General features: G+C 52.9%; 19 protein-coding genes. 12 read left to right on the plus strand and 7 right to left on the minus strand.

Annotated features, from left to right (window positions below; genetic code table 11):
• Window positions 1-566: 566 nt before the first annotated feature.
• Together HA50_RS08280 and HA50_RS08285 are read left to right on the plus strand one after the other, a co-directional pair.
• The gene (locus HA50_RS08280) at window positions 567-3,344 is read left to right on the plus strand and encodes a flavocytochrome c (protein WP_084873980.1); all 2,778 of its coding nucleotides are present in this window, start codon (window positions 567-569) and stop codon (window positions 3,342-3,344) included.
• A gap of 97 nt (window positions 3,345-3,441) precedes the next feature.
• The gene (locus HA50_RS08285) at window positions 3,442-4,407 is read left to right on the plus strand and encodes an FAD:protein FMN transferase (RefSeq protein WP_084873981.1); all 966 of its coding nucleotides are present in this window, start codon (window positions 3,442-3,444) and stop codon (window positions 4,405-4,407) included.
• Here the strand turns inward: HA50_RS08285 and dcuR are convergent.
• The 4 genes from dcuR to HA50_RS08305 form a co-directional block, all read right to left on the minus strand.
• On the minus strand, window positions 4,401-5,120 hold the full coding sequence (dcuR, locus tag HA50_RS08290) for a two-component system response regulator DcuR (protein ID WP_084873982.1): 720 nt from the start codon (window positions 5,118-5,120) through the stop codon (window positions 4,401-4,403). The genes HA50_RS08285 and dcuR overlap by 7 nt on opposite strands.
• Window positions 5,117-6,754, minus strand: coding sequence for a sensor histidine kinase (locus HA50_RS08295; protein ID WP_084873983.1), 1,638 nt, complete (start codon window positions 6,752-6,754; stop codon window positions 5,117-5,119). The genes dcuR and HA50_RS08295 overlap by 4 nt, the downstream gene beginning before the upstream one ends.
• Before the next feature lie 55 nt (window positions 6,755-6,809).
• The gene (msrA, locus tag HA50_RS08300) at window positions 6,810-7,352 is read right to left on the minus strand and encodes a peptide-methionine (S)-S-oxide reductase MsrA (RefSeq protein ID WP_084873984.1); all 543 of its coding nucleotides are present in this window, start codon (window positions 7,350-7,352) and stop codon (window positions 6,810-6,812) included.
• A gap of 64 nt (window positions 7,353-7,416) precedes the next feature.
• A complete protein-coding gene (locus HA50_RS08305) occupies window positions 7,417-7,983 on the minus strand; it encodes a flavin reductase family protein (protein ID WP_167379242.1) in 567 nt (188 codons plus the stop codon).
• Window positions 7,984-8,096: 113 nt separating this feature from the next.
• On the opposite strand from HA50_RS08305, the gene HA50_RS08310 reads away from it, so the two are divergent.
• Window positions 8,097-8,609 (plus strand): P-loop nucleotide/nucleoside kinase family protein, encoded by a 513-nt coding sequence (locus tag HA50_RS08310; RefSeq protein WP_084873985.1) that lies wholly within the window; start codon window positions 8,097-8,099, stop codon window positions 8,607-8,609.
• 256 nt (window positions 8,610-8,865) lie between these two features.
• Here the strand turns inward: HA50_RS08310 and umuC are convergent, their stop codons facing one another.
• Window positions 8,866-10,128, minus strand: coding sequence for a translesion error-prone DNA polymerase V subunit UmuC (gene umuC, locus HA50_RS08315; protein WP_084873986.1), 1,263 nt, complete (start codon window positions 10,126-10,128; stop codon window positions 8,866-8,868).
• 247 nt (window positions 10,129-10,375) lie between these two features.
• Between umuC and HA50_RS08320 the strand changes: the two genes are divergently transcribed.
• The 7 genes from HA50_RS08320 (at window position 10,376) to HA50_RS08350 (ending at window position 20,402) form a co-directional block, all read left to right on the plus strand.
• Entirely contained in the window at window positions 10,376-12,442 is a 2,067-nt protein-coding gene (locus HA50_RS08320; protein WP_084873987.1) for a hypothetical protein, read from the plus strand.
• Window positions 12,411-14,270: a hypothetical protein gene (locus tag HA50_RS08325; RefSeq protein WP_084873988.1), complete on the plus strand. Its 1,860-nt coding sequence runs from the start codon at window positions 12,411-12,413 to the stop codon at window positions 14,268-14,270. The genes HA50_RS08320 and HA50_RS08325 overlap by 32 nt, the downstream gene beginning before the upstream one ends.
• Before the next feature lie 3 nt (window positions 14,271-14,273).
• Window positions 14,274-14,804 carry a hypothetical protein gene (locus tag HA50_RS08330; protein WP_084873989.1) on the plus strand — a complete coding sequence of 177 codons (531 nt, stop codon included), beginning with the start codon at window positions 14,274-14,276 and terminating at the stop codon, window positions 14,802-14,804.
• A 247-nt stretch (window positions 14,805-15,051) separates the two neighbouring features.
• Window positions 15,052-16,008, plus strand: a complete 957-nt coding sequence (locus HA50_RS08335) for an ABC transporter substrate-binding protein (RefSeq protein WP_420851471.1) — start codon at window positions 15,052-15,054, stop codon at window positions 16,006-16,008.
• A gap of 11 nt (window positions 16,009-16,019) precedes the next feature.
• Complete coding sequence (locus HA50_RS08340; RefSeq protein WP_084873990.1) at window positions 16,020-16,784, plus strand: ABC transporter permease; 765 nt, start codon at window positions 16,020-16,022, stop codon at window positions 16,782-16,784.
• A complete protein-coding gene (locus HA50_RS08345) occupies window positions 16,781-17,560 on the plus strand; it encodes an ABC transporter ATP-binding protein (protein ID WP_084873991.1) in 780 nt (259 codons plus the stop codon). Before HA50_RS08340 ends, HA50_RS08345 begins: the two co-directional genes overlap by 4 nt.
• Window positions 17,561-17,972: 412 nt before the next feature.
• Entirely contained in the window at window positions 17,973-20,402 is a 2,430-nt protein-coding gene (locus tag HA50_RS08350; RefSeq protein WP_084873992.1) for a pyrroloquinoline quinone-dependent dehydrogenase, read from the plus strand.
• Between the two features lie 39 nt (window positions 20,403-20,441).
• Here HA50_RS08350 and umuD read toward each other — a convergent pair whose 3' ends face one another.
• A complete protein-coding gene (gene umuD / locus HA50_RS08355) occupies window positions 20,442-20,861 on the minus strand; it encodes a translesion error-prone DNA polymerase V autoproteolytic subunit (protein ID WP_084878430.1) in 420 nt (139 codons plus the stop codon).
• Between the two features lie 355 nt (window positions 20,862-21,216).
• Between umuD and otsB the strand changes: the two genes are divergently transcribed.
• Window positions 21,217-22,005 (plus strand): trehalose-phosphatase, encoded by a 789-nt coding sequence (otsB, locus tag HA50_RS08360; RefSeq protein WP_084873993.1) that lies wholly within the window; start codon window positions 21,217-21,219, stop codon window positions 22,003-22,005.
• Window positions 22,002-23,438 (plus strand): alpha,alpha-trehalose-phosphate synthase, encoded by a 1,437-nt coding sequence (otsA, locus tag HA50_RS08365; protein WP_084873994.1) that lies wholly within the window; start codon window positions 22,002-22,004, stop codon window positions 23,436-23,438. Before otsB ends, otsA begins: the two co-directional genes overlap by 4 nt.
• Window positions 23,439-23,488: 50 nt before the next feature.
• Here otsA and HA50_RS08370 read toward each other — a convergent pair whose 3' ends face one another.
• The gene (locus HA50_RS08370) at window positions 23,489-23,779 is read right to left on the minus strand and encodes a hypothetical protein (protein ID WP_139810910.1); all 291 of its coding nucleotides are present in this window, start codon (window positions 23,777-23,779) and stop codon (window positions 23,489-23,491) included.
• Between the last annotated feature and the right edge of the window lie 469 nt (window positions 23,780-24,248).

Here is a 24,248-nt window from a genome sequence, read left to right on the forward strand (position 1 = left end):
AGAATGCGATTAACGTTCCGGGACAACAGGTGTTACCGTTATTAATGCTCAGTTGATACTTTTTTAAGCTGCCGTTACGTCTTTAATGCTTCTTTAATTGCAATGTTGAAGAGAGAAAATTGCGTAATGTAAATATGATGCGATTTATTAAAAACTCCATTTTGATCTGGATCAAAAAATCGATTCAGTATTAAATCCTTTTTGTCTTTGTCATATATTTTTACCGTTGCTTAATTCTTTTCTGGCGGTGCCAGAACGTCATGAAGCTAAAGGGAGAAAGCCTTTCTGCCTGCGATGCGTCTCATAACGTGATGATTTATCATAAATTAATTTTAATGTAAATGAAAAAATTGATTTTTGACAACCTTTCACTAACATTTTAAGTGGCGCATATTCAGCTGTTGTGTTTATTTCCAGAATAATTTAAAAGTTAAAAAACTAAACTTATTAATTATGTAACTAAAGAAATTGGTATATTGTTGGTATGAAATCGGACCTCTTAAATAAATTTGAAATAACTGCGTCTGTCAAAGAATTCGAAACTTTTAAATTTTGGAGTTGTTATCATGAATACGCTCACCCCGATTCTTAATCCACTCACTCTGCCGAAAGGCGCTGTATTGAAAAACCGCCTGGTGATGGCACCGATGACCACCTGTACCGGTTATTTTGACGGCGGTGTGACCAGCGATCTGGTGGACTACTATCGCGTACGTGCGGGCAGCATCGGTACTGTGATTGTCGAATGTTGTTTTATCGACAACCGAGGCCCGGCCTTCCCCGGTGCCATCGCCATCGATAGCGACAACAAAATCCCAGGCCTGGCGAAAATTGCCGACGCCATCAAATCTCAGGGTTCCAAAGCGATTTTGCAGATCTACCACGGTGGTCGCATGGTGGAACCGGCACTGATCGGGGGTAAAACCCCGGTGGCACCGAGCGCCATTGCCGCACCGCGTGAAGGGGCGACCACCCCGCAGGCGCTGACGGCGGAAGAAGTGGACGTGATGATCACCAAATTCGGTGATGCGGTGAACCGTGCCATCAAAGCCGGTTTCGATGGCGTTGAGATCCACGGTGCCAACACTTACCTGATTCAGCAGTTCTATTCCCCTAACTCCAACCAGCGTGATGACAAATGGGGTGGCAGCCGCGACAACCGCGCGCGTTTCCCGCTGGAAGTGCTGGAAATCACCCACAAAATGGCCGACCGCTTTGCGGCGGCGGACTTTATCATTGGTTACCGCTTTTCGCCGGAAGAGATTGAAGTGCCGGGCATCCGCTTTGACGACACCCTGTATCTGCTGGAGAAACTGGCGGAACGCGGTCTTGACTATGTACACTTCTCCGTCGGCCAGCTGCTGCGTCCGTCAATTGTCGATACCAAGGATCCGACGCCGCTGATCACCAAATATCTGGCGCTGCGTTCGCCGACGCTGGCGAAAGTGCCGGTGATTGGTGTTGGCGGGGTGGTGAATAAAGAAGATGCGGAAAACGCGCTGGAGCATGGTTTCGATCTGGTGGCGATTGGTAAAGCCTGCATCGCCTACCCGGACTGGGCCGATCGCGTGATCAAAAACGAACATATGGAGCTGTTTATCGACAGCACCAAACGCGAAGAGCTCACCATTCCGGAACCGCTGTGGCGCTTCTCGCTGGTGGACGCGATGATCCGTGACACCAGCGACACCGGCCGTAAATACAAAGCGGGCGTGTTCCAGGAAAAAGTCGAAGCCGAAGCGCTGAAACTCAAAATCAACGTGACGCTGGATACCGACCGTATTACCGATATCTCGCTGGTGCCGGATGCCTCGCTGGATGTGGATTTCACCAGCACCTTCGAAAGTCTGCGCTCCCGTATTCTGGTGGCGAACAGCCCTCACGTGGATGCCGTAACCGGCGCAACTACCCAGAGTGAGGCGCTGAAAAAAGCGGTATCACGCGCACTGGCGACTTCCAGCAAAGAGCATGTGATTGACGAGGGCGGTAACCCGAATGCGCCAGTGAATTACGATGTGGTTGTGGTGGGTAGCGGCGGTGCCGGTCTGGCGGCGGCGATCCAGGCGCATGACGATGGCGCACGGGTGGTGATTATCGAGAAGATGCCGACTATCGGCGGTAACACGATCAAAGCGTCCGTCGGTATGAACGCGGCGGAAACCCGTTATCAGCGCCTGAAAGGCATCGAAGACAGCAAAGAGCTGTTTTATGACGAAACGCTGAAAGGCGGTAAATTCAAAAACAACCCGGTGCTGTTGCGTGAGTTTGTGGAACAGGCTCCCGGCGCGATTGACTGGCTGACCGATAAAGGCATTGAGTTGTGCGACATCACCATCACCGGCGGGATGAGCATTGACCGTACCCACCGTCCGGAAGATCGTTCCGCTGTCGGTGGCTTCCTGATCAGTGGTCTGGTGAAAAACGTTAACCAGCGCAATATCGAAGTGCTGCTGGAAACCTCAGTGGCGGAAATCCTGTTCGAAAACGGCGCGGTCAGCGGCGTGAAAGTGGTGGATGAGTACAACGACAGCCGTATCCTCAACGCGAAAAGCGTGATTGTGGCGACCGGTGGCTTCAGCGCCAACCGTGAAATGGTGGTGAAATACCGCCCTGAACTGGATGGCTTCGTCACCACCAACCACAAAGGCGCCACCGGTAGCGGCATCGCCATGTTGCAGAAAATCGGCGCGGATACCGTCGATATGAGCGAAATCCAGATTCACCCGACAGTCGAACAAACCACCTCGTACCTGATTTCCGAAGCGATGCGTGGTGGTGGGGCGATTCTGGTGAGTCAGGCGGGCAAGCGTTTCTACAATGAAATGGAAACCCGCGACAAAGTTTCCGCCGAGATTATCGCGCTGCCGGAGAAAAGTGCGTGGATCATGTTCGATGAGCAGGTGCGTCAGAACAACAAAGCGGCGGATGAGTACATTGCCAAAGGTTTTGTCATCAGCGCGCCCACCCCGCACGAGCTGGCGGTGAAACTGAATATGAATCAGGAAGCGCTGCAAACCACCCTGAACCGTTACAATCAGTTTGTTGAGCAGCAGAATGACGAAGATTTTGGCCGTAAAACCGCGCTGCGTCATCCGCTCAATCACGGACCTTACTTTGCCATCCGCATCGCCCCAGGGGTGCACCACACCATGGGTGGTGTCACCATCAATACCGACACCGCAGTGCTGGATGCGCAGAAACAGGTGATTCCGGGTGCCTGGGCGGCGGGTGAAGTGGTTGGCGGTATCCACGGTGCCAACCGTATCGGGGGTAACGCGGTTGCTGATATCATTATCTTTGGTATCAAAGCCGGACGTAACGCGGCGGCACTGGCATTAGGCTAAGCAATAAATTACGGAAAACCATCGTAGCGGCGTGATTTATTGCGCTCTTTTAAGAACCGCGCGATAAATCGCGCCGCTACAACTGAACGAGGCGATAATGACAACAGACGCAGGCGTCTATGCGTATTCCGCCGTTCTGATGGGTTCGCCCATTCTGCTTAAACTCTTCGAAGATAACCCACCCCTCGCTGCTCAGGTATTCCGGCTGATCAAACAGCAGGAGAACCTGTTTACCGTCAATCGTGCCGATTCAGAAGTGATGGCGATCAATCATGCTGCCGGTCGCCATCCGGTGGTGGTCAGTGAGCCGGTATTTGCGTTGATAAGCATTGCCCACGCGGTCAGCCTGCTGCCAGGCAGTGCCTTCAATTTCACCATCGGGCCGGTGGTCAAACGCTGGAAAATCGGTTTCCAGGGCCATGAGGTGCCGCCTGCTGAGGCGATCGCGGCGTTATTGCCCCTGACCGATCCACATCAGGTGGTACTGAATGAGGCTGAACGCTCGGTATTCCTGCAACAGCCCGGCATGGAGATCGATCTCGGTGCGATTGCCAAAGGTTACATTGCCGACCGCGTGCAGGCTTTTTTACGCCAGCAGGGCGTGCAGCAAGCGCTGATTAACCTCGGCGGTAACGTCCAGACGCTGGGGTCTCCGCCTCATGATGCCGCAGGCTGGGGCATCGGTCTGAAAAAACCGTTTGGCCGCGAGGATGAACTGCTTGGTGTGCTGCGGGTACAGGGTAAGTCCGTGGTGACATCGGGTATCTATGAACGCTATTTCGAGCGGGATGGCCGTTGCTGGCATCATATCTTCGATCCGCGTACCGGTTATCCGCTCGACAATGAACTACTGAGCATCACGGTGATTTCCGATCGTTCACTGGATGGCGATATCTACACCACGCTGCTGTATGGCATGGGGGTGGAGCAGGGGCTGGCGTATCTTGCTGACCAGCCCGAACTCGACGCGATTTTTGTCACGCGCGACAGGGAAATTATCTGCTCCTCACCGCGTCAGTTTCGCTTTGAGCAACTCGATACTGCGTGGCCGCTGCGTTACTGACAATACTGTTGCAGCAGCGAATGGTATTCCGGTTGCAGGCGATAGCGGTACACCGGGCGACCCGTGGCACCGTAATGGATGCTGGTGAACAGAATATTAATCTGCGCCAGCCAGATCAGATATTTACGGCAGGAGACGCGGGAGATGTTCACTTCCGCCGCCAGCTCATCGGTAGAGAATTCCGTGCCTGGGTGGGCATCAATCCACTGACACAGCGTGCGCAGCGTCTGTGGTGTTAGCCCTTTCGGCAGGCGCTTGCTGTCATGCTGCGTCGCCGGGCTGCCGTGAATCAGTAAATCGACATCGGACTGCTGATAATAATGCTGGTTATCCATCAGCGATTTTTTCTGCCGCCACTGAGTCAGCGCTTCTTCAAAACGCGGGAACTGGAACGGTTTGATCAGATAATCCACCACGCCGTAATGCAGCGAGGTTTTGATGGTAGCGGCATCCGCAGCCGAAGAGATGATAATCACCTCTACCGGGCAGTTGGCTTTACGCAGCTCTGGCAGCAGGTCGAGACCGTTTTCCTGCTGCATATAAATATCCAGCAGCACCAGATCGACCGGTGGTTCGCTGTTGAGGATCTTCTCTTTCGCCTGCTGTAACGTTGCGGCAGTACCACAGCAGGTAAAGCCGGGCACCTGGCCGATATAGCAGCGATTAAGCTCTGCGACCATTGCATCATCGTCAACCACTAACACGTTGATCATGCGGTTTGATTTCCTCCATCCCAGGGTAGCTGAACTAAAAATTGTGTATACACGCCGGGTTCTGACTCCACGCTGACGTCGCCGCCCAGGCTTTCGGTCTGCTGCTTCAGCAGGAACAGGCCGACACCGCGATCGTCACCTTTGGTGGAGAAACCTTTGGCGAAAATGGTGGGCAGAATCAATGGGTCAATGCCGGGGCCATCATCGCTCACCTCGCACGCCAGCCAGCCATTTTGATAATGCAACATCACATGGATCTCACCTTCTGTCTGGTCATCCAGCGCATCCAGCGCGTTCTCCACCAGATTGCCAATCACGGTAATCAGCACCGCCATCTGTTGCTCGTTGCCGCAGTCGGGCAAAAAGCTGGCATCGCTGATGGTCAGACTATGCCCGCGATCCGATGCGCGACTGATCTTGCTCAGCAGGAACCCGGCAATCACTGGCGACTTAATTTTCTGCACCAGCGAACCAATTTCGGTCTGATAGTTATTGGCGGTTTTCAGCACATACGTTTCCACCTGCGCATAATTTTTCATATGCAGCAGGCCGAGGATCACATGCAGCTTATTCATAAATTCATGCGAGCGCTCACGCAGCGCATCGACATAGTTTACCATGCCGCTCAGGCGCTGCATCAGCTGGCTGATTTCGGTTTTGTCCCTGAAGGTGCACACCGCGCCAATAATCCGTCCCTGGCTGCGCACTGGCACCGTATTGCTGAGCAATACGTGGCCGTTAACATTCAATTCTTCATCACGGCGCGGACGGCCACTTTGCAGCACATCCTGCAAATGGGTGTTGATCACTGAGGCGTCGTAAATGCGGTCGGCACTGATGGCGCTGGTGGCGATCTCGGCGCTCAGCAGCTTCTGTGCCGCCTGGTTGACCAGCGTGACCTGGCCCTGATCATCCACTGCCACCACACCTTCTTTCACCGAGTTGAGGATCGCCTGACGCTGCTCGAACAGCGTGGAGATCTCATGCGGTTCGAGGCCAAACAGAATACGCTTCAGCACCCGCACCAGAATAAAGGTGCCGAGTGCACCCACCAGCGCGCCAATCAGTATCGTCCATAGCACGCTCCAGCGGCTCTGGTTTATCTGGTCAGTCACCGCACTGAGGGAAATACCAATCACCACCACGCCAATCTGCTGTTTTTGCGCGTTATACACCGGGGTAAACACGCGTAGGGCTTTGACCAGCGCCCCTTGATTCACCGAGACATTTTCATGGCCACGCAACGCGGGTTCGAGATCGTCACCGATAAAATGCTGGCCGACCAATTCCGGATTGAGATGGGAATAGCGAATGCCCTGCATATTGGTCACCACCACAAACAGCAGGTTATTACTCTGCTGGATTTCTGCGGCGATGGGCTGAATTAACAGGGCATTGGGCGGCAGCAACAGCGCGTGTTGTACTTCCGGCGAATCGGCCAGGGTGCGCGCCACCGCCATGGCTTTATCTTCCAGCTGCGCGCGCGTGGTGGCACCAATCTGAAAGAAGTAAATAAGGTGGACGCTGAGCAGCACCAACGCGATCACGGTGCTAAGCATCAGCGTGACCAGCGTATTGAGTTTCATCGGTCGCTTACGCGGTGGGAAATCCGGTGGTGAATAGGGTTCTGGCATAGGCAGGTATCGTCGCGGTTTTTTTAGGGGTGCGTGCAAGCACGCACCCGGACGGTCATTCGCTCTGCGGTTTCATGCGGTTAGCAAAGCTTTTTTTCAGCTTCTGCAACTTCGGCGGGATCACGGCGAGGCAGTAGCCGTTACGCTGGCCTGCGCCATCCCAGTAATCCTGGTGATAATCTTCCGCCGGATACCATTCCCCCAGCGGTTCGATGGTGGTGACAATCGGATCTTTATTATCTTCCTGCGCGCGGGCGATAGCCGCGATGGCTTCCGCTTCCTGCTCGGCGTTGGCCGGGAAGATGGCTGAACGATACTGGGTGCCGATGTCGTTGCCCTGGCGGTTAAGCTGCGTCGGGTCATGGGTGACAAAGCTGATATCCAGCAGATCGCCATAACCTATCTGCGCCGGATCGAAACCGATACGGATCGCTTCGGCATGGCCAGTTGCACCGCTGCATACCTGCTCGTAAGTGGGATGAGGACGCGTGCCACCGGTATAACCACTTTCGACTGACTCAACACCAATCAGACCTTTAAATACCGCTTCGGTACACCAGAAACAGCCACCCGCGATCACCGCGTATTCAATTGCCATGTCTTTACTCCTGTCAGGGCGAAAGCGTTACTGTGGGGGCGCGCTTTCATGAAATCAACCTTGTTTAGATTAACATTTCTGGCTTAAAGTCGCGGTGTTTATCGAGCAACAGATTGCTCATCACGGTAAAACGACCTTCACCGGTATAGTGCAGGGTCGGCGGAAACTCCGGCTTCTCCACCACATGCGCTTTGACGATCTCAAAGATAAACAGATTGTAGTTATCCACCATCGTATCGTCGTACAGCTGACACTCAAAACTGGCGAAGCACTCCTGAATCAACGGCGCGTTAACTTTTGTCGCCGGTTCTGCGGTCAGCTTAAAGGCATCAAACTTGTCGATACGATCGCCGTGGCAGTTACCAATCGCCACGACGCTATCGATTAAATCGGATGAGGGAACGTTGATCACGCACTGGCCGCTTTGCCGAATCAGTTCATGGCTGTAGTTGCCTCCGGCGATCATACAGCCCACCAGCGATGGCGAGAACTCCAGGATGGTGTGCCAGCCGAGCGTCATGATGTCGTGCTGATCGCCAAACTGCGAGCTAACCAGCACCACCGGTCCTGGCTCCAGATATTTCCGCGCCTTGCTGACCGGAAAATCGATTTTATGCAGATTCTGGTTCATTGTGCTGCTCCTTTTACTCGAAGGATGTTTTAAGTGTAGCGAACCCTGGGCAGGGCTTTACCTGCGCGTCAATTGCAGGCATGGTAAGCCGTCATCTTAAAAGGAGCTGCTTTATGGCGTCTGCGCGCGCGTTAACACAATCCCCCGCCACTTTACATCTGCTGTGCGGCAAAATTGCTGCCGGGAAATCGACGCTGGCACATCGGCTGGCTCAGGAAACGGGCGCGGTGATCATCAGTGAAGATGCCTGGCTGGCGCATCTGTTTGCCGATGAAATGCGTGAGGTGACGGATTATGTCCGCTGTGCCGCGAAGCTGCGTAACGCCATGACGCCACACCTGATCTCGCTGCTGCGCTGTGGGGTATCGGTGGTGCTGGATTTCCCCGCCAATACGCTGCAAAACCGCCAATGGATGAAAACGGTGATCCAGACCGCCGAGGCCGCGCATCAGCTGCATTTTCTCGATGTTACCGATGACCTGTGCAAAGCGCGGCTGCATGCGCGCAATGCGGCGGGTGAACATGATTTCGCCGCCACCGATGCGCAGTTCGCGCTGATCAACAGTTACTTTGTCGCCCCACAGCCGGAAGAGGGGTTCAATGTGGTGAGCTGGCCGGCATCGTAGCCGCGTGGGTTAACGGACCACTAGTACATTAGATAACGACCTGAACCGCATTCTTGCAGGGTAATCTCATGCATAAAAACGGGGGAAAAGTATATGCATCCCATCGTTATTGTATAAATAATCCGTTTTTCTATACATATCCTGATAAATAAAGATAAAAAAGCTGATTTTTAAATATGTTAGCAAACATATTATATCAATGAGCCATTGTGCAAATTGATCATAGCCCACAGTTAAAAACTCCAGTGTTTACGTATTATCGCACCACCGGTACATCAGAAAACCGCGTGGTGTAGGCGGGTGACAGCATCTCCCGTTTCATCGACCAGGCTTTCTGGATGCCCTGACCGGCAAACCATAATGCGCCACGCTGGTGGGCATTCAGGCTGTCGATCAATTGCATCAACTGTTCGCTATTGCGTCGTGGCGGGTAGTCGGCGAACAGATCAAACTGTGCCACACCGTCACTGAAAAAATCCCCCAGCATCACACCCCCTTTCAGATAACGTTTGCCGGGCATCCAGATCTTCTCCAGGCAGCTCAGTGCGGCATGGATAATGTCGCGGCTATCCTGTGTCGGCGTGACCAGTGTGGTGCTGGCTGAATTGGCATAGTACGGATGATGGGGATCGTGCGGGCTGGTGCGGATAAATGCGCCGATATGGCGGCAATATTGCCGTTCACTGCGTAATTTCTCTGCCGCACGCGCGGCGTAATTGCTGATGGCTTCGCGCATATCACCGTACTCGGTCACCCGGTCACCAAATGAACGTGAGCAGAGGATGTTTTGCCGATTGGGGATCACCTCCTCAAACGCCAGGCAGGGTTCACCACGTAGTTCACGTACCGTGCGTTCCAGCACCACGCCAAATTGTTTGCGGATCAACGCGGTCGGGGTATCCGCCAGTTGCAGGGCTTTCTCAATCCCCATCAGATTCAGCTTTTTCGCCAGGCGGCGACCGACGCCCCATACCTCATCCACCGGCACCATCCCCATCAGTTTGCGCTGACGTACCGGAGCAGAAAGATCCATGACGTTCTCCGCTTTGGTCCAGCGCTTGGCGGCCCAATTCGCCAGTTTGGCGAGGGTTTTGGTCGGCGCAATGCCCACGCCGACCCGCAGATGCGTCTCTTTATAAATACGATCGCGCATCTGCCGACCAAACGCTTCCAGGGAGATGCAGTTATCGACGCCTGTGAGATCAACAAAGGCCTCATCAATTGAATATTCATCGACACGCGGAGCCATCAGAACCAGGGTATCCATCACGCGCTGCGACATGTCGCCATACAACGCATAGTTGGAGGAGAACACCACCACCTGATGGCGCATTAATTCTTCACGCTGCTTAAAGTAGGGCGCACCCATTTTAATGCCAAGTTTTTTGGCTTCTTTACTCAGCGAGATGATGCAGCCGTCATTGTTGGACAGCACCACAATCGGTTTGCCGCGCAGGTCCGGGCGAAACACGGTTTCGCACGAGGCGTAGAAGGAGTTGACGTCGACAAGTGCGTACATAATGAACTTCAGGCTAGCTGTATTTATATACAGTATTTTTCAATTACCCGTCGCGATCAAGGGGTGAGCAGGGGATAAACGCAAAGACATTGAAGTTGAGGAGAATTTAGTTGCCTTACCTGCGAAAAATCTGAGCGATCTTGCATTAAAGATTTTCTATCTCAGGCCGATGCTCATAAGAGCATTTCCTGAATTTCACCCTTTTTTTGCTCGCCATCCCTCTGCGAATAAGGACACCGCGCCAGATATGTCACTCATCACCCATACATTAGAAAACCTCACAAAAGCCTTGCGTACTGCGTTGCGTGTCTCAATTGAATGCAATGAGCGCAGCGAAAATACCCATAAAATTTTAAACGTGTTACGTCAGGTTGAGCTGACGCTGATGCTGCATCAACAACCTATCTATGCCATTGCCGGTACGCAGGGAGCGGGTAAAACCACTCTGGCAAAAAGCCTGCTGGGCATTGACGATAGCTGGCTTGAGGCGAATCCGGGACGGGGCGAGCAGATACCGTTATTTATTGAGCAACGGCACGATGTTCAGGGTGATTATCCGCAATTTATTTATGTCTGTGCTCACCACAAAACCGGTGAAATTTTTGACAGCCAGCCGCGCAGTGGCGATGAGCTGAAACAGATGCTGCGTGACTGGTCGCAAATGGTGAATCAGGAGATAGAAGGGGGCAAAATCCTCTATCCGAAATTAATCATTAATAAGTCAGACAGTTTTATTGATGAAGAGATGGTCTGGGCGCTGTTGCCCGGCTACGAGATCAGCAACAGCCAGAATCATCGCTGGCAGGGCATGATGCGGCATGTCATGGTCAACGCCAGAGGCGTGTTGCTGGTCACTGACCCGACGTTAATGGCAAATACGAACCAGAGCCTGCTGGTGAACGATCTGCGCAGTGTGTTCGCCGATCGTTCTCCGGTGATTGTCGTGACCAAAACAGAAAGCCTGAACGATGCGGAGAAGGCCGAGGTAAAAGCGAGCGCTGCCGCACTTTTTCATGAGACCTCCTCACCGGTGGTCGCTGCCGGTGTCGATAATCAAGCGCAGTGGATAGGTGAGCTCCGCACTGCATTTGCTGAGGGTATCCATAATAGCGCCGCGTCAGAAGCGGCCGCGATCGAACGTTTGATGACTCTGGTCAATGACGATGTTGCGGATATTATTGATAACCTGAATCTGCTGTACGCGGAGCAGGACAGTGGCGAGGAACGTACCGTCGCTATTCTTGAAGCGTTCGATAAAGCAGCCGAGCGCTATGAACAGCAACTGCGTAAAGCCATCAAACGAGAAACTGACGGGCATCGGCAAAAAGCCACTGAATCTTGCCAGCGCCGTTATCAGGAAGAAGAAGAAGGGCCGGTCAATAATTTAAAAGGACTCGGTCGTCGTCTGATGTTTCAGGGGGCGGAGATTGATCGTGAACGCAAAAATCGGGTACTGGACGCCTGGCAAACCCGCTTTGAGCAGCAATCTCTGGCCGATCACAATATGGTCGCGCTGGAAACGCTCAACCGTCGTGAGTTGAGGCATTACGGTCTTTCACAGGAGACGCTGTCACCCCAACGGTTGACCTCGCCCGCGGCGACAATGGGATATTTGTCGGTGGCTGAGGAGGATAATTTTTCCTCGCTGGCCCCTTTGCGCCATCTGCTGGGATCGGCTGCAACAAGGGATGCGCCGCCGCAGTTAGACCAGCTTTCCACGGTATTAAAAGTGCTGCCTGCCATGACGATGGAATATGCGCGCGGTTGGGTGGCGATCAACCAGGCGATGCCCGCAGCGTCAGAGCTAACCAGCGAGTTGCGGCCACAACAAATTCTCGACGCGATTTTTAGCGCGCAGAGTAGCATCCACCCGGTGAAAACCGCGCTGATGGCGTTTATCGGTGCCGACGCCGCGGACGGCACGCTGGATGGCGAAGTGGGCACTCCGCAGAATGAAGATAGCGGCGTATTTACGCCTGTCGCGATAGCAGGCAAAGCGATGCTGGTCGGTGCGGCGGTTTATGCGTTGTATCAGGTGGCGGGCGTGGTGAGTGAGAGTGATAAAGCTCAGGCCTGGTATATTGAACGGATGATGAAGGAACTGGCGCAATATAATGAAAACGTCATCATCGAGCGTTATCAGGACACGATGGGCGATCTGCGTCAGCTGATTGAAATCAACCTCAACCGTTTATTTGGCGTGCAGGATGTCCTCACGCAGAAAAGCTATCTCTGGTTAGCTATTCAGGGACTCACGACGGTACAAAAGGAAGCCCGGCAGTATGAAGCCAGTATCAAACAATATCTGGCGTGATATTTGCCATGAGCGTTATCGATGGGCGGAAAATAGCTACATCAACCTGCTGCGTCAGGTTGATGCCGAGCGGTTAATCCAGCCTCATGCAGACATCTCCCGCCAGATATCGGTCATTGTCTATGGTCCGACGCAGGTGGGAAAAACCTCCCTGATTCTGACCCTGCTGGGCGTCAGGGATGACTGTTTTAAAGAACTTAACCAGCTGCTGCGTGGTGGGCAGGCATTAGGTCACGCGTCAACGGCGCGAACTTACCGTTACCGGATATCACGGGATGATGCCTGGTATTTTAGCCACAAAGACCAGGGAACAACCGCCTGGTCGGATAGCGGGGCGGCAGATATTTTCGCCAGCCTGCGTGCAGAGGTTCAGGCGGGCAGGCGCTACTTTGACAGTATCGACGTATTTATTCCGCAACGTTTCTTCCATCCTCAGCAGCGGCAAAATGGTTTGTTAATCCGCGACCTGCCGGGTATTCAGGCTGCGGATGACAATGAAAGGGAATATGTGACTCAGCTTGCCAGCCAGTTTATTCGTTCTGCGGATGTGATCCTGCTGACCGGCAAAGCGGATTATTTAGGCTTTCTGAAACCCGAGGAGTTGGGTAATGACCTACTGGCTGACTGGTTCTGGCAGCCACATCGCTACAAAATTGTATTAACCCGGACTTTTAGCAACAGTTCCATTCGGGAAATGTTGCGCCGTGTTTCCCCCGATAAATCCTGGCTGCAGGCTTATTTGTTTGAGCAAATCAATACGCTGGAATTGCAACTTCCGGCGGAGATGCGTCAACACATTTATCCGCTCGAATGCGGTCACTCCTGGCAAACCCTGATTGAGGGGGGTGACGATTATGCTGACTATTGCCAACGGTTGCGTGAGCAGATATTAACCGACCTGCGCCATCATATGTTGCAGGCGGTCCATCCACTTTCTCGTTTACGTACGGGATACGCCTTACCTGAATTAATTATCCGCCACCGGGACAAGTTGCAGCAGCAGTACACAGCGCTGCACAGCACGCTGGACAAAGAACAGGAATATTACCTGCGTAAAAAAGAGCAGCTGTCGTCTGTGCAGACTGAATATTCCCGGCATCTGGCAAAGAGCCAGACACGACTGGACAGATTGCAGCGGCTACGGGAACGGCTGAATAAAAGACAGGCGCGCAACGCGCATCAATCCATCGCTGTGCCACCGATGGGCACAAGAACGGTCAGTGCCTTACTGAAAATGATTGCTGAGGCAAGAGAAGAGATGGCGCTTCATCCGGCGTTAAAGCACCTTCCTGCCCATTTCGCTGCGCAACAGATTAACCACCATGCCTTCACGGCGATTGAGCAAAAGCTGCATGGCTATCATGCGGATAATTATCTCTTTGCCAGCAACTATAAGCATGACTATCAGGAAACGATCAACGCGATCAAACAACACCTGAAACTGATCACCACATTAGCCGCTAATTTCCAGCGTAGTGAGCTGGAGAGACACATCAAGGAACATCGTCGTCGCCAGCAACGTTTACAACACCACACCACCCGGCGAGACAAACTCCTGACGGCAGTGACCAATAAGCTTACGCGCATCAATACGCAGCAACAGGAATTAACGCACAGCCATATGCGTGACGAGGATCATTATCAGCAGCTGATTGGCGAGAGCCGTCGCTTTCAGGAACTGATCAGAGTGGCGAAAAATGAACGAGCCACCCTGATTGAACAACACATTAGGCGTACGGATATTGGTCAGGCTGAGCGACTGGCCTGGCTACTCGCTGCCCGTGCGTTAAAGAAAGACTACGAATATGTCAGAGCATTAGGAGAGTAGTGCATGTCAGTGGAACATGACCCGGTTATTGCGCAGGATAATGACGAGCGGATGCTGGATGAATTGGTGCAGGAACTGTTTCTGACCTTGCTGACGCGTGAGCTGGCGCAACAGAAAGCGGTTATCGAAACCATTAATGACAACGTCTCGTATCAGGCTGGTGAGTCATTAAAATCGTTGAAACGGGAGATCAAACTTTCCATCAGCACCCTGTCGAATGCGCAACAGCAATATCAGGAAGAGCAGGCCATCGCCAGGGAGGAATACGAGAAGCGGCTGGAGCAGCAGACTCAAACATTTGCCAGTGATGCGGAAAAAAATCACCAACAGTCACAGCAGCAGATGGCAGCACTTCGGCAAGGTGAGCAGCAGCTGGCTGCACAGTTAACAGATTTGCAGCAACAGCATGCCACACTTCATCAGCGCTCAGGTCAGATGCTGAATAGCATTAAATGGCTGGTGGTGGGGCTGGGGGGCGTCAACCTGCTGCTGTTTGCGGCTGTCATCATGATGTTTTTTCTCGGGCATCGATAATCATCCGCGCATGCAGGTTTGTCCGGATATGGTGCGCCTGGTGCACCATGACTTTTCTCTGGCACGGATAAACGGACGCACAGGCAGCGAATGACGCGCCCTGAATAAACTGGCACAACTTCTGCATTCATTTCCTCAGGCTTGTATACAAGGCCGCATACCGGCCAATGACCTGGGGGAATACACCTTGCACAACAATGATAAAGAGAAGATTAACGCGCAGCGTCGCCAGATGATGAAATATTCCATGCTGGCATTAGGTGGCGTCGCGCTCAGCGGCATGCTGGGCAGTCCATCCGCTCAGGCGGCAGAGGACGAAATCCTGATTGGTTACTGGCCGATTGTGGGCGGTTTGCCGTTATATGCCGGTATTGAGAAAGGGTTGTTTAAACAGGCAGGCGTCAATGTGCGGGCGGTGAAATTTGCCAGCCCGCAGCAGGTCGTGGAAGCGATGATCACCGGACGTATCCACGGTTGTGCCAATGGTACGGCCACCGGCGCGCTCGGCCTGGGAGCGATTACCAGCCCGGACCTGTTCAAAATCATCTGTTCTAACCCCTCCAACGAAAAAATGGTGCTGGACGAATTTCTGGTGCCGGTCAACAGCACCGCAAAATCCATCAGCGATCTGAAAGGTAAGCGTATCGCCAGCGGTCCGGGCATTCAGAACGTCACCATGGCGAAGATCATCCTGGAAAAAAATGGCTTCACCGATACCAAAGTGATTGAGCTGCCGGTCGGTCAGCATGCGCCTTCGTTAGCCGCCGGACAAATTGATGGCGTGTATACGCTGGAGCCAACCGGCACTGTCGCGCGCATGAAGGGCATGGGCAAAGTGCTGGAAACCGGGGTGATTGCGAAATATGTGCTGGGCGATGCCAGCGCGCCGTGGTTTGGTGGCGCGGCGGCACTCACCAGCAGCTTTATCAAGGCCGATCCGGCGCGGGCGAAGCAGGTGATTGATGCCTATGGTGCCGCGGTCAAATTTATCCAGCAGCAACCGGATGAAGCGCGCCAGTATGTGGCGGGTTACACCGGGATTGAGGCGGCGCTGGTGAAAGAGGTGCCGCTGCCGGGATTCGTGATGTATGACCAGTTAACCGGCAGCAACCTGCAATGGTTCCAGAAATTTTATGACGTGTTCACTGAACGGAAAATTTTCAGCAAGCCGCTCCAGGTGGAATCCCTGATCTATCGGGCATAAGGAGAAGTGCAATGATGCAGATATGGCGTCGCAGATTGCTGCCGTTGATTGGTCCGTTACTGTTATTTCTGCTGTGGCAGACGGCGGTCAGCGCCAAATGGCTTAACCCGGTATTGCTGCCTTCACCCGGCGAAACTCTGGGTTATCTGTTTAGTGCGCTGGCTGATGGCAGCATGAATCGGGACATCGGGGATACGCTCTACCGTACGTTGATGGCATTTATTGTCGCCGCGGTGCTCGGCGTCCCTCTGGGAGTGATGCTGGGCAGTAGCGAGCGTCTTTATCGCAGCGTCGAGTTTCTGGTGGATTTCTTCCGCTCAACCCCTTCTTCGGCGCTGATCCCGATGTTTATGCTGATCTTTGGCATTACCGATACCAACAAAATCGCCATTGCCGCTTTTGCCGCGGTACTGGTGATTCTGTTTAACAGCGCCTACGGGGTAATGAACGCAAAGAAGACGCGCATTATGGCGGCACAGGTGATGGGCGTTTCACGCTGGCATGTGTTTAAAGACATCATGCTGATGGAAAGCTTGCCGCAAACCTTTGTCGGATTACGGACCGGTGTTTCGATGGCGCTGGTGATCGTTATCGTGGCCGAAATGTTTATTGGTTCGGAAACCGGGCTGGGACATCGCATCATTGATGCACAGCAGTTATTCAACATCAAAGATATGTACGCCTCGATTCTGATCACCGGTGCATTTGGTTATCTGCTGAATCTGGGTTTTCTGTTGATTGAAAAACGCTGTGTGCACTGGAGTGGCAAAGCATGAAAAAACCCGATTATCCTCAGCCCAACACCCATGTGACGATTCGCGGACTCGATAAAAGTTTTGCCGGACAACCGTTGTATCAGGATCTCAACCTCGATTTACCGCGTGGGAAGATTGTTTCGATATTTGGCCCCAACGGCTGTGGTAAATCGACGCTAATGAACATGATTGCCGGATTGATTCCGGTCGATCGCGGGCAAATTTTGTTCGACGGTAAAACCCTGGCCGAGACCAATATTGGTTATGTGTTTCAGAATTACCGTGATGCGCTTTTTCCCTGGTTAAGCGCCTGGCAGAACATCGCCTATCCGTTAAAACGGCAGGGGATGAAAGCGGCGGCGGTGAAACAGCGCGTGGCAGAGTTGGCGGAGATGTTTGATATTCGCTTCGATTTGCAGCGTTATCCGTATGAGCTATCCGGGGGGCAACAGCAAACGGTCTGCATCATGCGTGCGCTGGCGACCGGACCAGAAGTGATGTTTCTGGATGAACCGTTCTCGGCGCTGGATTTTGAGATGACGCTGTTTATCCGCGATAAATTGCAGCAGGTTCAGCTGGCGACTGGCGTGACGATGTTGATTGTCTCGCATGATCTGGAAGATGCGGTATTTCTGGCGGATGAGATCCTGCTGCTAACGCGCCGCCCGACGCGTGTTGCCGAAATTGTCCCGTTTGAGCTACCCCGTCCGCGCACTGCCGAGATGATGAGCCACCCGGAGTTCGTCCGGGTAAAAGCGCATACGCTGGCGGTGTTTAAACGGGAAATGGCGAGTTAACCATGCATCTTGTGTAGCGGCGCGATTTATCGCGCAATACATTGCGCCGCTGCGCCAGAGAATAAAAAGTGCGATTTTTTATCACGATGAACGGCCCAATATAATATCAGCGGGTAACAATTCCCGCATGGGAATAACCAGCGAACAATAATATTTTAACCTGTAAAATGTCAGGGTATTTATTATTAAACCGTTATTAAACGGGAATCAGGGGAGTCAGGCCAGATAATTAGTCACTGAAGTTAATTAACTCTGGAGAGATGTCATTCCTGTGCGCTCATATGTTATTTAATTGTTGTTAAATAGTGGCGATAAATATGTGGATTTACATTTATTGACATCTAATTAACACAAACATACAGTTCCTGCGATTTTAACTAACATGTCACTATCGACAATAATCGGGGAGTGTATGGATATTAAGCAACAGGGGCCAGGACGACGCTTGGGTTTGTCCTGGGTCCTGAACATTATTTTTGCGTTGCTCACGCTGGCAACGGCCATTGCCATTATTATTGGCGGCGGGAAACTGCTTTCTCTTGGCGGATCGGCTTATTATCTGGTGGCCGGTATCGCCTATATCGTGCTGGTGGTGCTGTATTTTAAGAAACCCGTCACCGGCCTTTATTTCTCCTGTGTCATCTTTGTACTGACCCTTATCTGGTCACTGATTGAAGTCGGTGGTCTGAATTACTGGGATCTGCTGCCGCGTCTGGTGGTGCCCGCACTGTTATTTCTGCTGAGCCTGCTGGTGATCGCCACCGATAAAGGGATGTTATCGCCGCAGCGTCGTCTTTCTGGCGGACTGAGTCTGGTGGTATTCGTGGCGCTGATCGCCACCTTTATTGGTGGATTCTTCCCGCATAACACTATTTATAACCCGGAAGCGATCTCCACCCAGCCACTGACGCCTGCAGATAACGATGCCTCAAAAACCGGCCAGGACTGGCGCTATATCAGCCGCAACGCCAGCGGGACGCGCTTTGCGCCGTTGGATCAGGTCAATGCCGATAACGTCAAAGATCTGCAGGTTGCCTGGACTTACCACACCGGCCGCCGCCTGACGGGCAATGCGACTGGCGTTGATGAAAACACGCCGATCCAGATTGGTTCCGTCCTTTATACCTGTACGCCGGAAAACCGCATTGCCGCTGTGGATGCCGATACCGGCAAACAGATCTGGCAATTCGATCCCCATGCGCACACGTTCGAGCATGTCACCTGCCGCAGCGTGGGTTACTACGATTACGACAGCGATGAAACCCTGAACGCGGAGCAGAAAGCCGCGTACACCGATACCGCCTGTCGCCAGCGTATTATTGTGTCCACGGTCGATGCGCGTCTGATCGCGCTTGATGCACACACCGGTGAGCTGTGTCCGAACTTCGGTCAAAACGGTATGGTGAATCTGCAACAGGGCATGGGCGATACCGCCGACAGCCGCCGTTATCACCCGTCGAGCGTGCCGGTGATCATGGGGCATCTGACGGTGTTTGGTTCCTGGGTGCGTGATATCACCGAAGATGAGCCGTCGGGTGTTCTGCGCGCTTATGATGTGCGCGACGGTTCGCTGGCGTGGGCATGGGATGTGGGCAACGTTGCTGGCGCGAAGCAGGGCGATGAACATTACACCCTGAGCACGCCGAACGTTTGGGCTATCCCGACTTACGATAAAGATCTTGGCCTGGTGTATGTCGCCACCGGTAACGGTCCACCGGATTACTGGGGCGGCAACCGTAACGCGGCGAAAGAGAAATACGGTTCGTCGGTGATTGCGCTGGACGTGAACACCGGTAAAACCAAATGGGTATTCCAGACGGTACATCATGATATCTGGGACTACGATTTACCCTCGCAGCCGGTGATGTACAACATGAAGAATGAGCAGGGTGAAGTGGTACCTGCGCTGATTCAGACCAGCAAAATGGGTGAAATCTTTGTGCTGGATCGCCGTACCGGTAAGCCGGTGAGTAAAGTAGAAGAGAAACCGGTACCGACCTCGCCAGCGGCGCAGCAGGAGCATCTGTCGCCCACCCAGCCGTTCTCAGTCGATATGCCGACCATCGGTCTGGAGCAATTGAACGAGCAGAAAATGTGGGGCGTCAGCATGTTTGACCAGCTCTACTGTCGCATCCTGTTCAAATCGGCGCTCTATTCCGGCATCTTCCAGCCGAACAGTGAGAAAACTTACCTGGAGTTCCCGGCTACCATGGGCGGCATGAACTGGGGTGGGGTGTCGATTGATGAAACCTCCGGCATTCTTTACGTCAACGATATCCGCCTCGGTATGCTGATGGCGCTGAAGAGTAAAGAAGCAGCAAAAGGGCAGACGATCTCACTGAACGAAGTGCCGCAGTGGGCGGGGACGATTCGTCCGCAAATCAGCGGCCCTTATGTCGGTGTGCGGATGGATAACTTTGCCTCCTTCCTGCAAGTGCCTTGTCAGCATCCACCGTTTGGTACCATGACCGCCATCGACCTGCACAGCAAAAAGATCGTCTGGCAGGTACCGATGGGAACGGTGGAAGACACTGGTCCGCTGGGGGTGAAAACCCATCTGCCGATGCCTGTTGGCATGCCTACGCTGGGCGGCCCGACCACCACCAAAAGCGGTTTAGTGTTCTTTGCTGGCAGCCAGGATAACTACCTGCGCGCCCTGGACAGCAAAACCGGGAAAGAGGTGTGGAAAGCGCGTCTGCCCGTGGGGGCAACGGCCTCACCACTGATTTATCAGTCGGCGAAAACCGGGAAAGAGTACATCGTGATTTCAGCAGGCGGTGCCGCGCACTCGCCGGACGTGGGTGATTTTCTGATTGCTTACGCCTTGCCAGACAAAGCGTAATCCTGAAAACGCCCGGCAGGATTCGCCGGGCGTTTACATTTAACGTGCCGCATAAATGATAAAAGTCACCACGCCAAATATCTCCAGTTGTTCCTCTTCACTCGGGATAATCGGCGCGTAGCGCGGGTTCATCGGCAGCAGCTGCACGCGCGGAACGCGTTGTAACCGTTTAACCGTAAATTCACCGTTGATCGCGGCCACCACAATGTCGCCATGTTTTGCGTCCAGCGCGCTATCAACCACCAGCAAATCCCCTTCGCTGATATTGGCATCACGCATCGAATCTCCTTCCACCCGGACAAAATAGGTGGCGTTAGGATGCGCGACCAAATATTCATTCATATCCAGTTTGCGCTCGACATAATCAGCAGCCGGGGAAGGGAAGCCACAGGGTACCGTATCCAGAAACAGCGGCAGGTGGAGGACTTTGGCGGTGAGAGCAGGGGAGAAAAACTTCATCATAGACACTCAAAAAATACTGTTGTTATATACAGTATTATTAATCGTGAGCCGGGATCAAGTCTGTATTCACCCAAAATCGTTAGCCGGTTGTTCCGTCAGCACATTTAATACCGGCGCAACGCACGTCTGACAAAATCCCCATCGCCGTCTACACTTAAATCTGACGATGTTCTCAGTCTGGTTGCTGTGTTACTAATAAACTTGTTTGTTTGTGGAGCGTTACCCATCGAAATACCGTCCTGTCGGAAAACCCTCCCCGCCGTTTGTGACTCATCACTGACCCTTGCGGATGACACCCAACCTGCCTCCGAACATCGATATTGCTATCAGCCATTGATACAGGAGGAGTGACGTGACCCCTGCGGTACATGAGAACAGCACCCTGCCGTCGCTAAGCGGCGGGTTATATGCCTTCTTTTTTGATGTCGACGGCACGCTGGCGGCGATTCAGCCTCAGCCCGAGTCGGTTTCGATTCCCGCATCGGTGCGCCAGCATCTGCAACAACTCTCCAATATGAACCATGGCGCGCTGGCGCTGGTGTCTGGTCGTCCCGTTGCGCAACTGGATGCGCTGGTTGCGCCACTGGAAGTCCCGGCAGCGGGTGTGCATGGCGCGGAACGGCGTGATGCCAGCGGCAGAATGCACCGCCAGTCACTGCCCGCCGATATTGCGCAAACGCTGCAACTGGAATTGCAGGAGACCATGGATCAATGGCCCGGCACGCAGCTGGAAGTCAAAGGCATGGCGTTTGCGCTGCATTATCGTCGGGCGATGGAGTATGAACAGGCCGTCATCAGTCTGGCTGAAGAGGCGGTGGCACGTTTTCCGGAGCTGGCGCTCCAGCCGGGAAAATGTGTGGTGGAACTGAAACCGCAGGGAATCGATAAAGGCGCGGCCATTCGCGACTTTATGCGGGAAGCGCCTTTTACCGGACGTATTCCGGTATTTGTGGGTGACGATCTGACAGATGAGAAGGGATTTCTGGCCGTTAATGCGCTGGGGGGAATTTCTGTCAAGGTCGGAGAAGGGACAAGCCATGCGCGCTATCGCCTCAGCAGCGTAGATGCGGTGTGGAGCTGGCTTGAACAATTACTATTACAATCAAAGCATGACAACGTCGGTAAGGAGTCTGGGTTATGAGTCGCTTAGTAGTCGTATCTAACCGTATCGCCATTCCTGATGGGACAAAAGCCAGTGCGGGCGGTCTCGCCGTCGGTTTGCTGGATGCACTGAAAACCACCGGAGGATTGTGGTTTGGCTGGAACGGCGAGATCAGTGAGATTTCTGGCGAAGAGGAGGAGGAGGTCAGCGTCAGCGAGTATGACGGCATTACCTACGCCGCTCTGCCGCTGAATCAAAACGATTATGATCTCTATTATTGTCAGTTTTCCAATACCGTTATCTGGCCTGCCTTTCACTATCGTCTCGATTTGGTGCAATTTCAGCGCGAAGCCTGGGAAGGTTACTGCCGCGTAAACACGCTGCTGGCCGATCGCCTGAAACCGTTGTTACAGGAGGACGATATTTTATGGATTCACGATTATCACCTGCTGCCATTTGCCGCTGAGTTGCGCAAACAGGGCATTAATAATCGCATCGGATTCTTTCTGCATATCCCATTTCCGACGCCAGAGATTTTCAACGCGCTACCGCCACATAAAGCGCTGCTGGAGATGCTGTGCGACTACGACTTGCTGGGTTTCCAGACAGAATCCGATCGCGTGGCCTTTCTTGATAGCCTGAGTCAACTGACGCAGTTGCAGAATAAAGGCGAGAAGAAACATCGGGCGTTCGGCAACACTTTTATGACCGAGGTGTATCCGATCGGTATCGAACCGGACAGTATTAAAGAGATGGCGGAAGGCGAGCTGCCACCGAAAATGGCGGCAATGAAGCGTGAACTGGGGGATGTGCAAAACATCATTGCCTGCGAGCGTCTGGATTACTCCAAAGGATTACCGGAACGTTTCCTCGCTTATGAGGCGCTGCTGGAGCACTATCCACAGCATCGCGGCAAAATCCGTTATTCGCAGATTGCGCCCACTTCGCGTGGCGAGGTCCAGGCGTACCAGGATATTCGACATCAACTGGAGACGGAAGCCGGCCGCATCAACGGCAAATATGGCACCCTGGGCTGGACGCCGCTGTATTACCTCAATCAGCACTTCGACCGCCGTCTGCTGATGAAGATATTCCGGTTAACCGATGTCGGGTTAATCACGCCGTTGCGTGATGGGATGAATCTGGTCGCGAAGGAATACGTGGCCGCGCAGGACCCGGATGATCCAGGCGTGCTGATTCTGTCGCGTTTTGCCGGTGCGGCTAACGAGTTAACGTCGGCGTTGATCGTCAATCCCTACGATCGTGATGAGGTTGCGGCGGCGCTGGACCGGGCACTGACGATGCCACGTACCGAGCGTATCTCACGCTATAACGACATGATGACGGTATTACGTCAGCATGATATCTCACACTGGCGTGAGAGCTTCCTGCGAGATTTGAACTCGCTACCGCAACGCAGTGCCGATCACAGCACTGCGCATAAAGTCGCGACCTTCCCGAAGCTGGCGTAATGCCAGCGTTGCGCCGCTACGGTATTTGCACGTATTGGTAGCGGCGCGATTTATCGCGCGTTTTTCCCGCTGTGCTGTAACCCACTGCGCAGCGTTTCCACACACTTCTCATGCTCACTGTCACCCGCCGCAATCGACGTTATTTCTTTAACCAGTAAAAATCCTGCCCGGCAGGGGATTTGCGCACGAATGGCGAAAAAATGAGCGATCAGGGGCCGGATAGGGCTTTTTTTTCGTTGCAACCCTAAAGCCTGAGCGCAATGTGCCGATAGTTTGGTTACATCAATGCGTAAGCGCAGCGATTCATTCATATCTCTAATGTAACGCATTGTTACATCCACTGCCGTTCACTAAACACTCCCTACGAACCGTTAACGATAAGTTGCCGCACCGCGCCGACTCTTCACATAATGCTAGCACCCTGCCGTTAGTGTCTTTTCGCAATATTCCCTGTAAGTGATTAATTTAGCAGCGAATAATTCCAGTGAATTTTGGAGTTTTATGCTGGTTATTTTTATCAGTGCAGGGAATTGTAGTGACCTAATCGCAACGCTACAGATAAAAGATCGCTTTATATTGACATTATGCCGCATAGCTATTTGTAAGCGAATCGACAATGAAATATTAGCGAAACAAAGCAGATCTGCTCAATAAATGAGCAAACAGAAAAGGCGTTGCTGAAAGGTTTGAAGAAAAAAATTTGCCTTAAAAAGTGTGACGCAGATCACACTTTATCTAAAATTTCACACTTATCACGTTGTATGTCGAAATCAGACGATATAGATTTGCCTTGTTTTCAGATTAGTCTTA

It is taken from the genome of Pantoea cypripedii (assembly GCF_002095535.1).
Taxonomy (GTDB): domain Bacteria; phylum Pseudomonadota; class Gammaproteobacteria; order Enterobacterales; family Enterobacteriaceae; genus Pantoea; species Pantoea cypripedii.

What these genes read in the sequence shown, in the direction of transcription:
- HA50_RS08320 (WP_084873987.1), top strand. Translation starts at nt 10,376, where the DNA reads ATGTCACTCATCACCCATACATTAGAAAACCTCACAAAAGCCTTGCGT.
- HA50_RS08340 (WP_084873990.1), top strand. Translation starts at nt 16,020, where the DNA reads ATGATGCAGATATGGCGTCGCAGATTGCTGCCGTTGATTGGTCCGTTA.
- HA50_RS08350 (WP_084873992.1), top strand. Translation starts at nt 17,973, where the DNA reads ATGGATATTAAGCAACAGGGGCCAGGACGACGCTTGGGTTTGTCCTGG.
- HA50_RS08310 (WP_084873985.1), top strand. Translation starts at nt 8,097, where the DNA reads ATGGCGTCTGCGCGCGCGTTAACACAATCCCCCGCCACTTTACATCTG.
- HA50_RS08285 (WP_084873981.1), top strand. Translation starts at nt 3,442, where the DNA reads ATGACAACAGACGCAGGCGTCTATGCGTATTCCGCCGTTCTGATGGGT.
- dcuR (WP_084873982.1), bottom strand. Translation starts at nt 5,120, where the DNA reads ATGATCAACGTGTTAGTGGTTGACGATGATGCAATGGTCGCAGAGCTT.
- otsA (WP_084873994.1), top strand. Translation starts at nt 22,002, where the DNA reads ATGAGTCGCTTAGTAGTCGTATCTAACCGTATCGCCATTCCTGATGGG.
- HA50_RS08345 (WP_084873991.1), top strand. Translation starts at nt 16,781, where the DNA reads ATGAAAAAACCCGATTATCCTCAGCCCAACACCCATGTGACGATTCGC.
- msrA (WP_084873984.1), bottom strand. Translation starts at nt 7,352, where the DNA reads ATGGCAATTGAATACGCGGTGATCGCGGGTGGCTGTTTCTGGTGTACC.
- HA50_RS08325 (WP_084873988.1), top strand. Translation starts at nt 12,411, where the DNA reads ATGAAGCCAGTATCAAACAATATCTGGCGTGATATTTGCCATGAGCGT.
- HA50_RS08335 (WP_420851471.1), top strand. Translation starts at nt 15,052, where the DNA reads ATGCTGGCATTAGGTGGCGTCGCGCTCAGCGGCATGCTGGGCAGTCCA.
- HA50_RS08295 (WP_084873983.1), bottom strand. Translation starts at nt 6,754, where the DNA reads ATGCCAGAACCCTATTCACCACCGGATTTCCCACCGCGTAAGCGACCG.
- HA50_RS08330 (WP_084873989.1), top strand. Translation starts at nt 14,274, where the DNA reads ATGTCAGTGGAACATGACCCGGTTATTGCGCAGGATAATGACGAGCGG.
- umuD (WP_084878430.1), bottom strand. Translation starts at nt 20,861, where the DNA reads ATGAAGTTTTTCTCCCCTGCTCTCACCGCCAAAGTCCTCCACCTGCCG.
- HA50_RS08305 (WP_167379242.1), bottom strand. Translation starts at nt 7,983, where the DNA reads ATGAACCAGAATCTGCATAAAATCGATTTTCCGGTCAGCAAGGCGCGG.
- HA50_RS08280 (WP_084873980.1), top strand. Translation starts at nt 567, where the DNA reads ATGAATACGCTCACCCCGATTCTTAATCCACTCACTCTGCCGAAAGGC.
- umuC (WP_084873986.1), bottom strand. Translation starts at nt 10,128, where the DNA reads ATGTACGCACTTGTCGACGTCAACTCCTTCTACGCCTCGTGCGAAACC.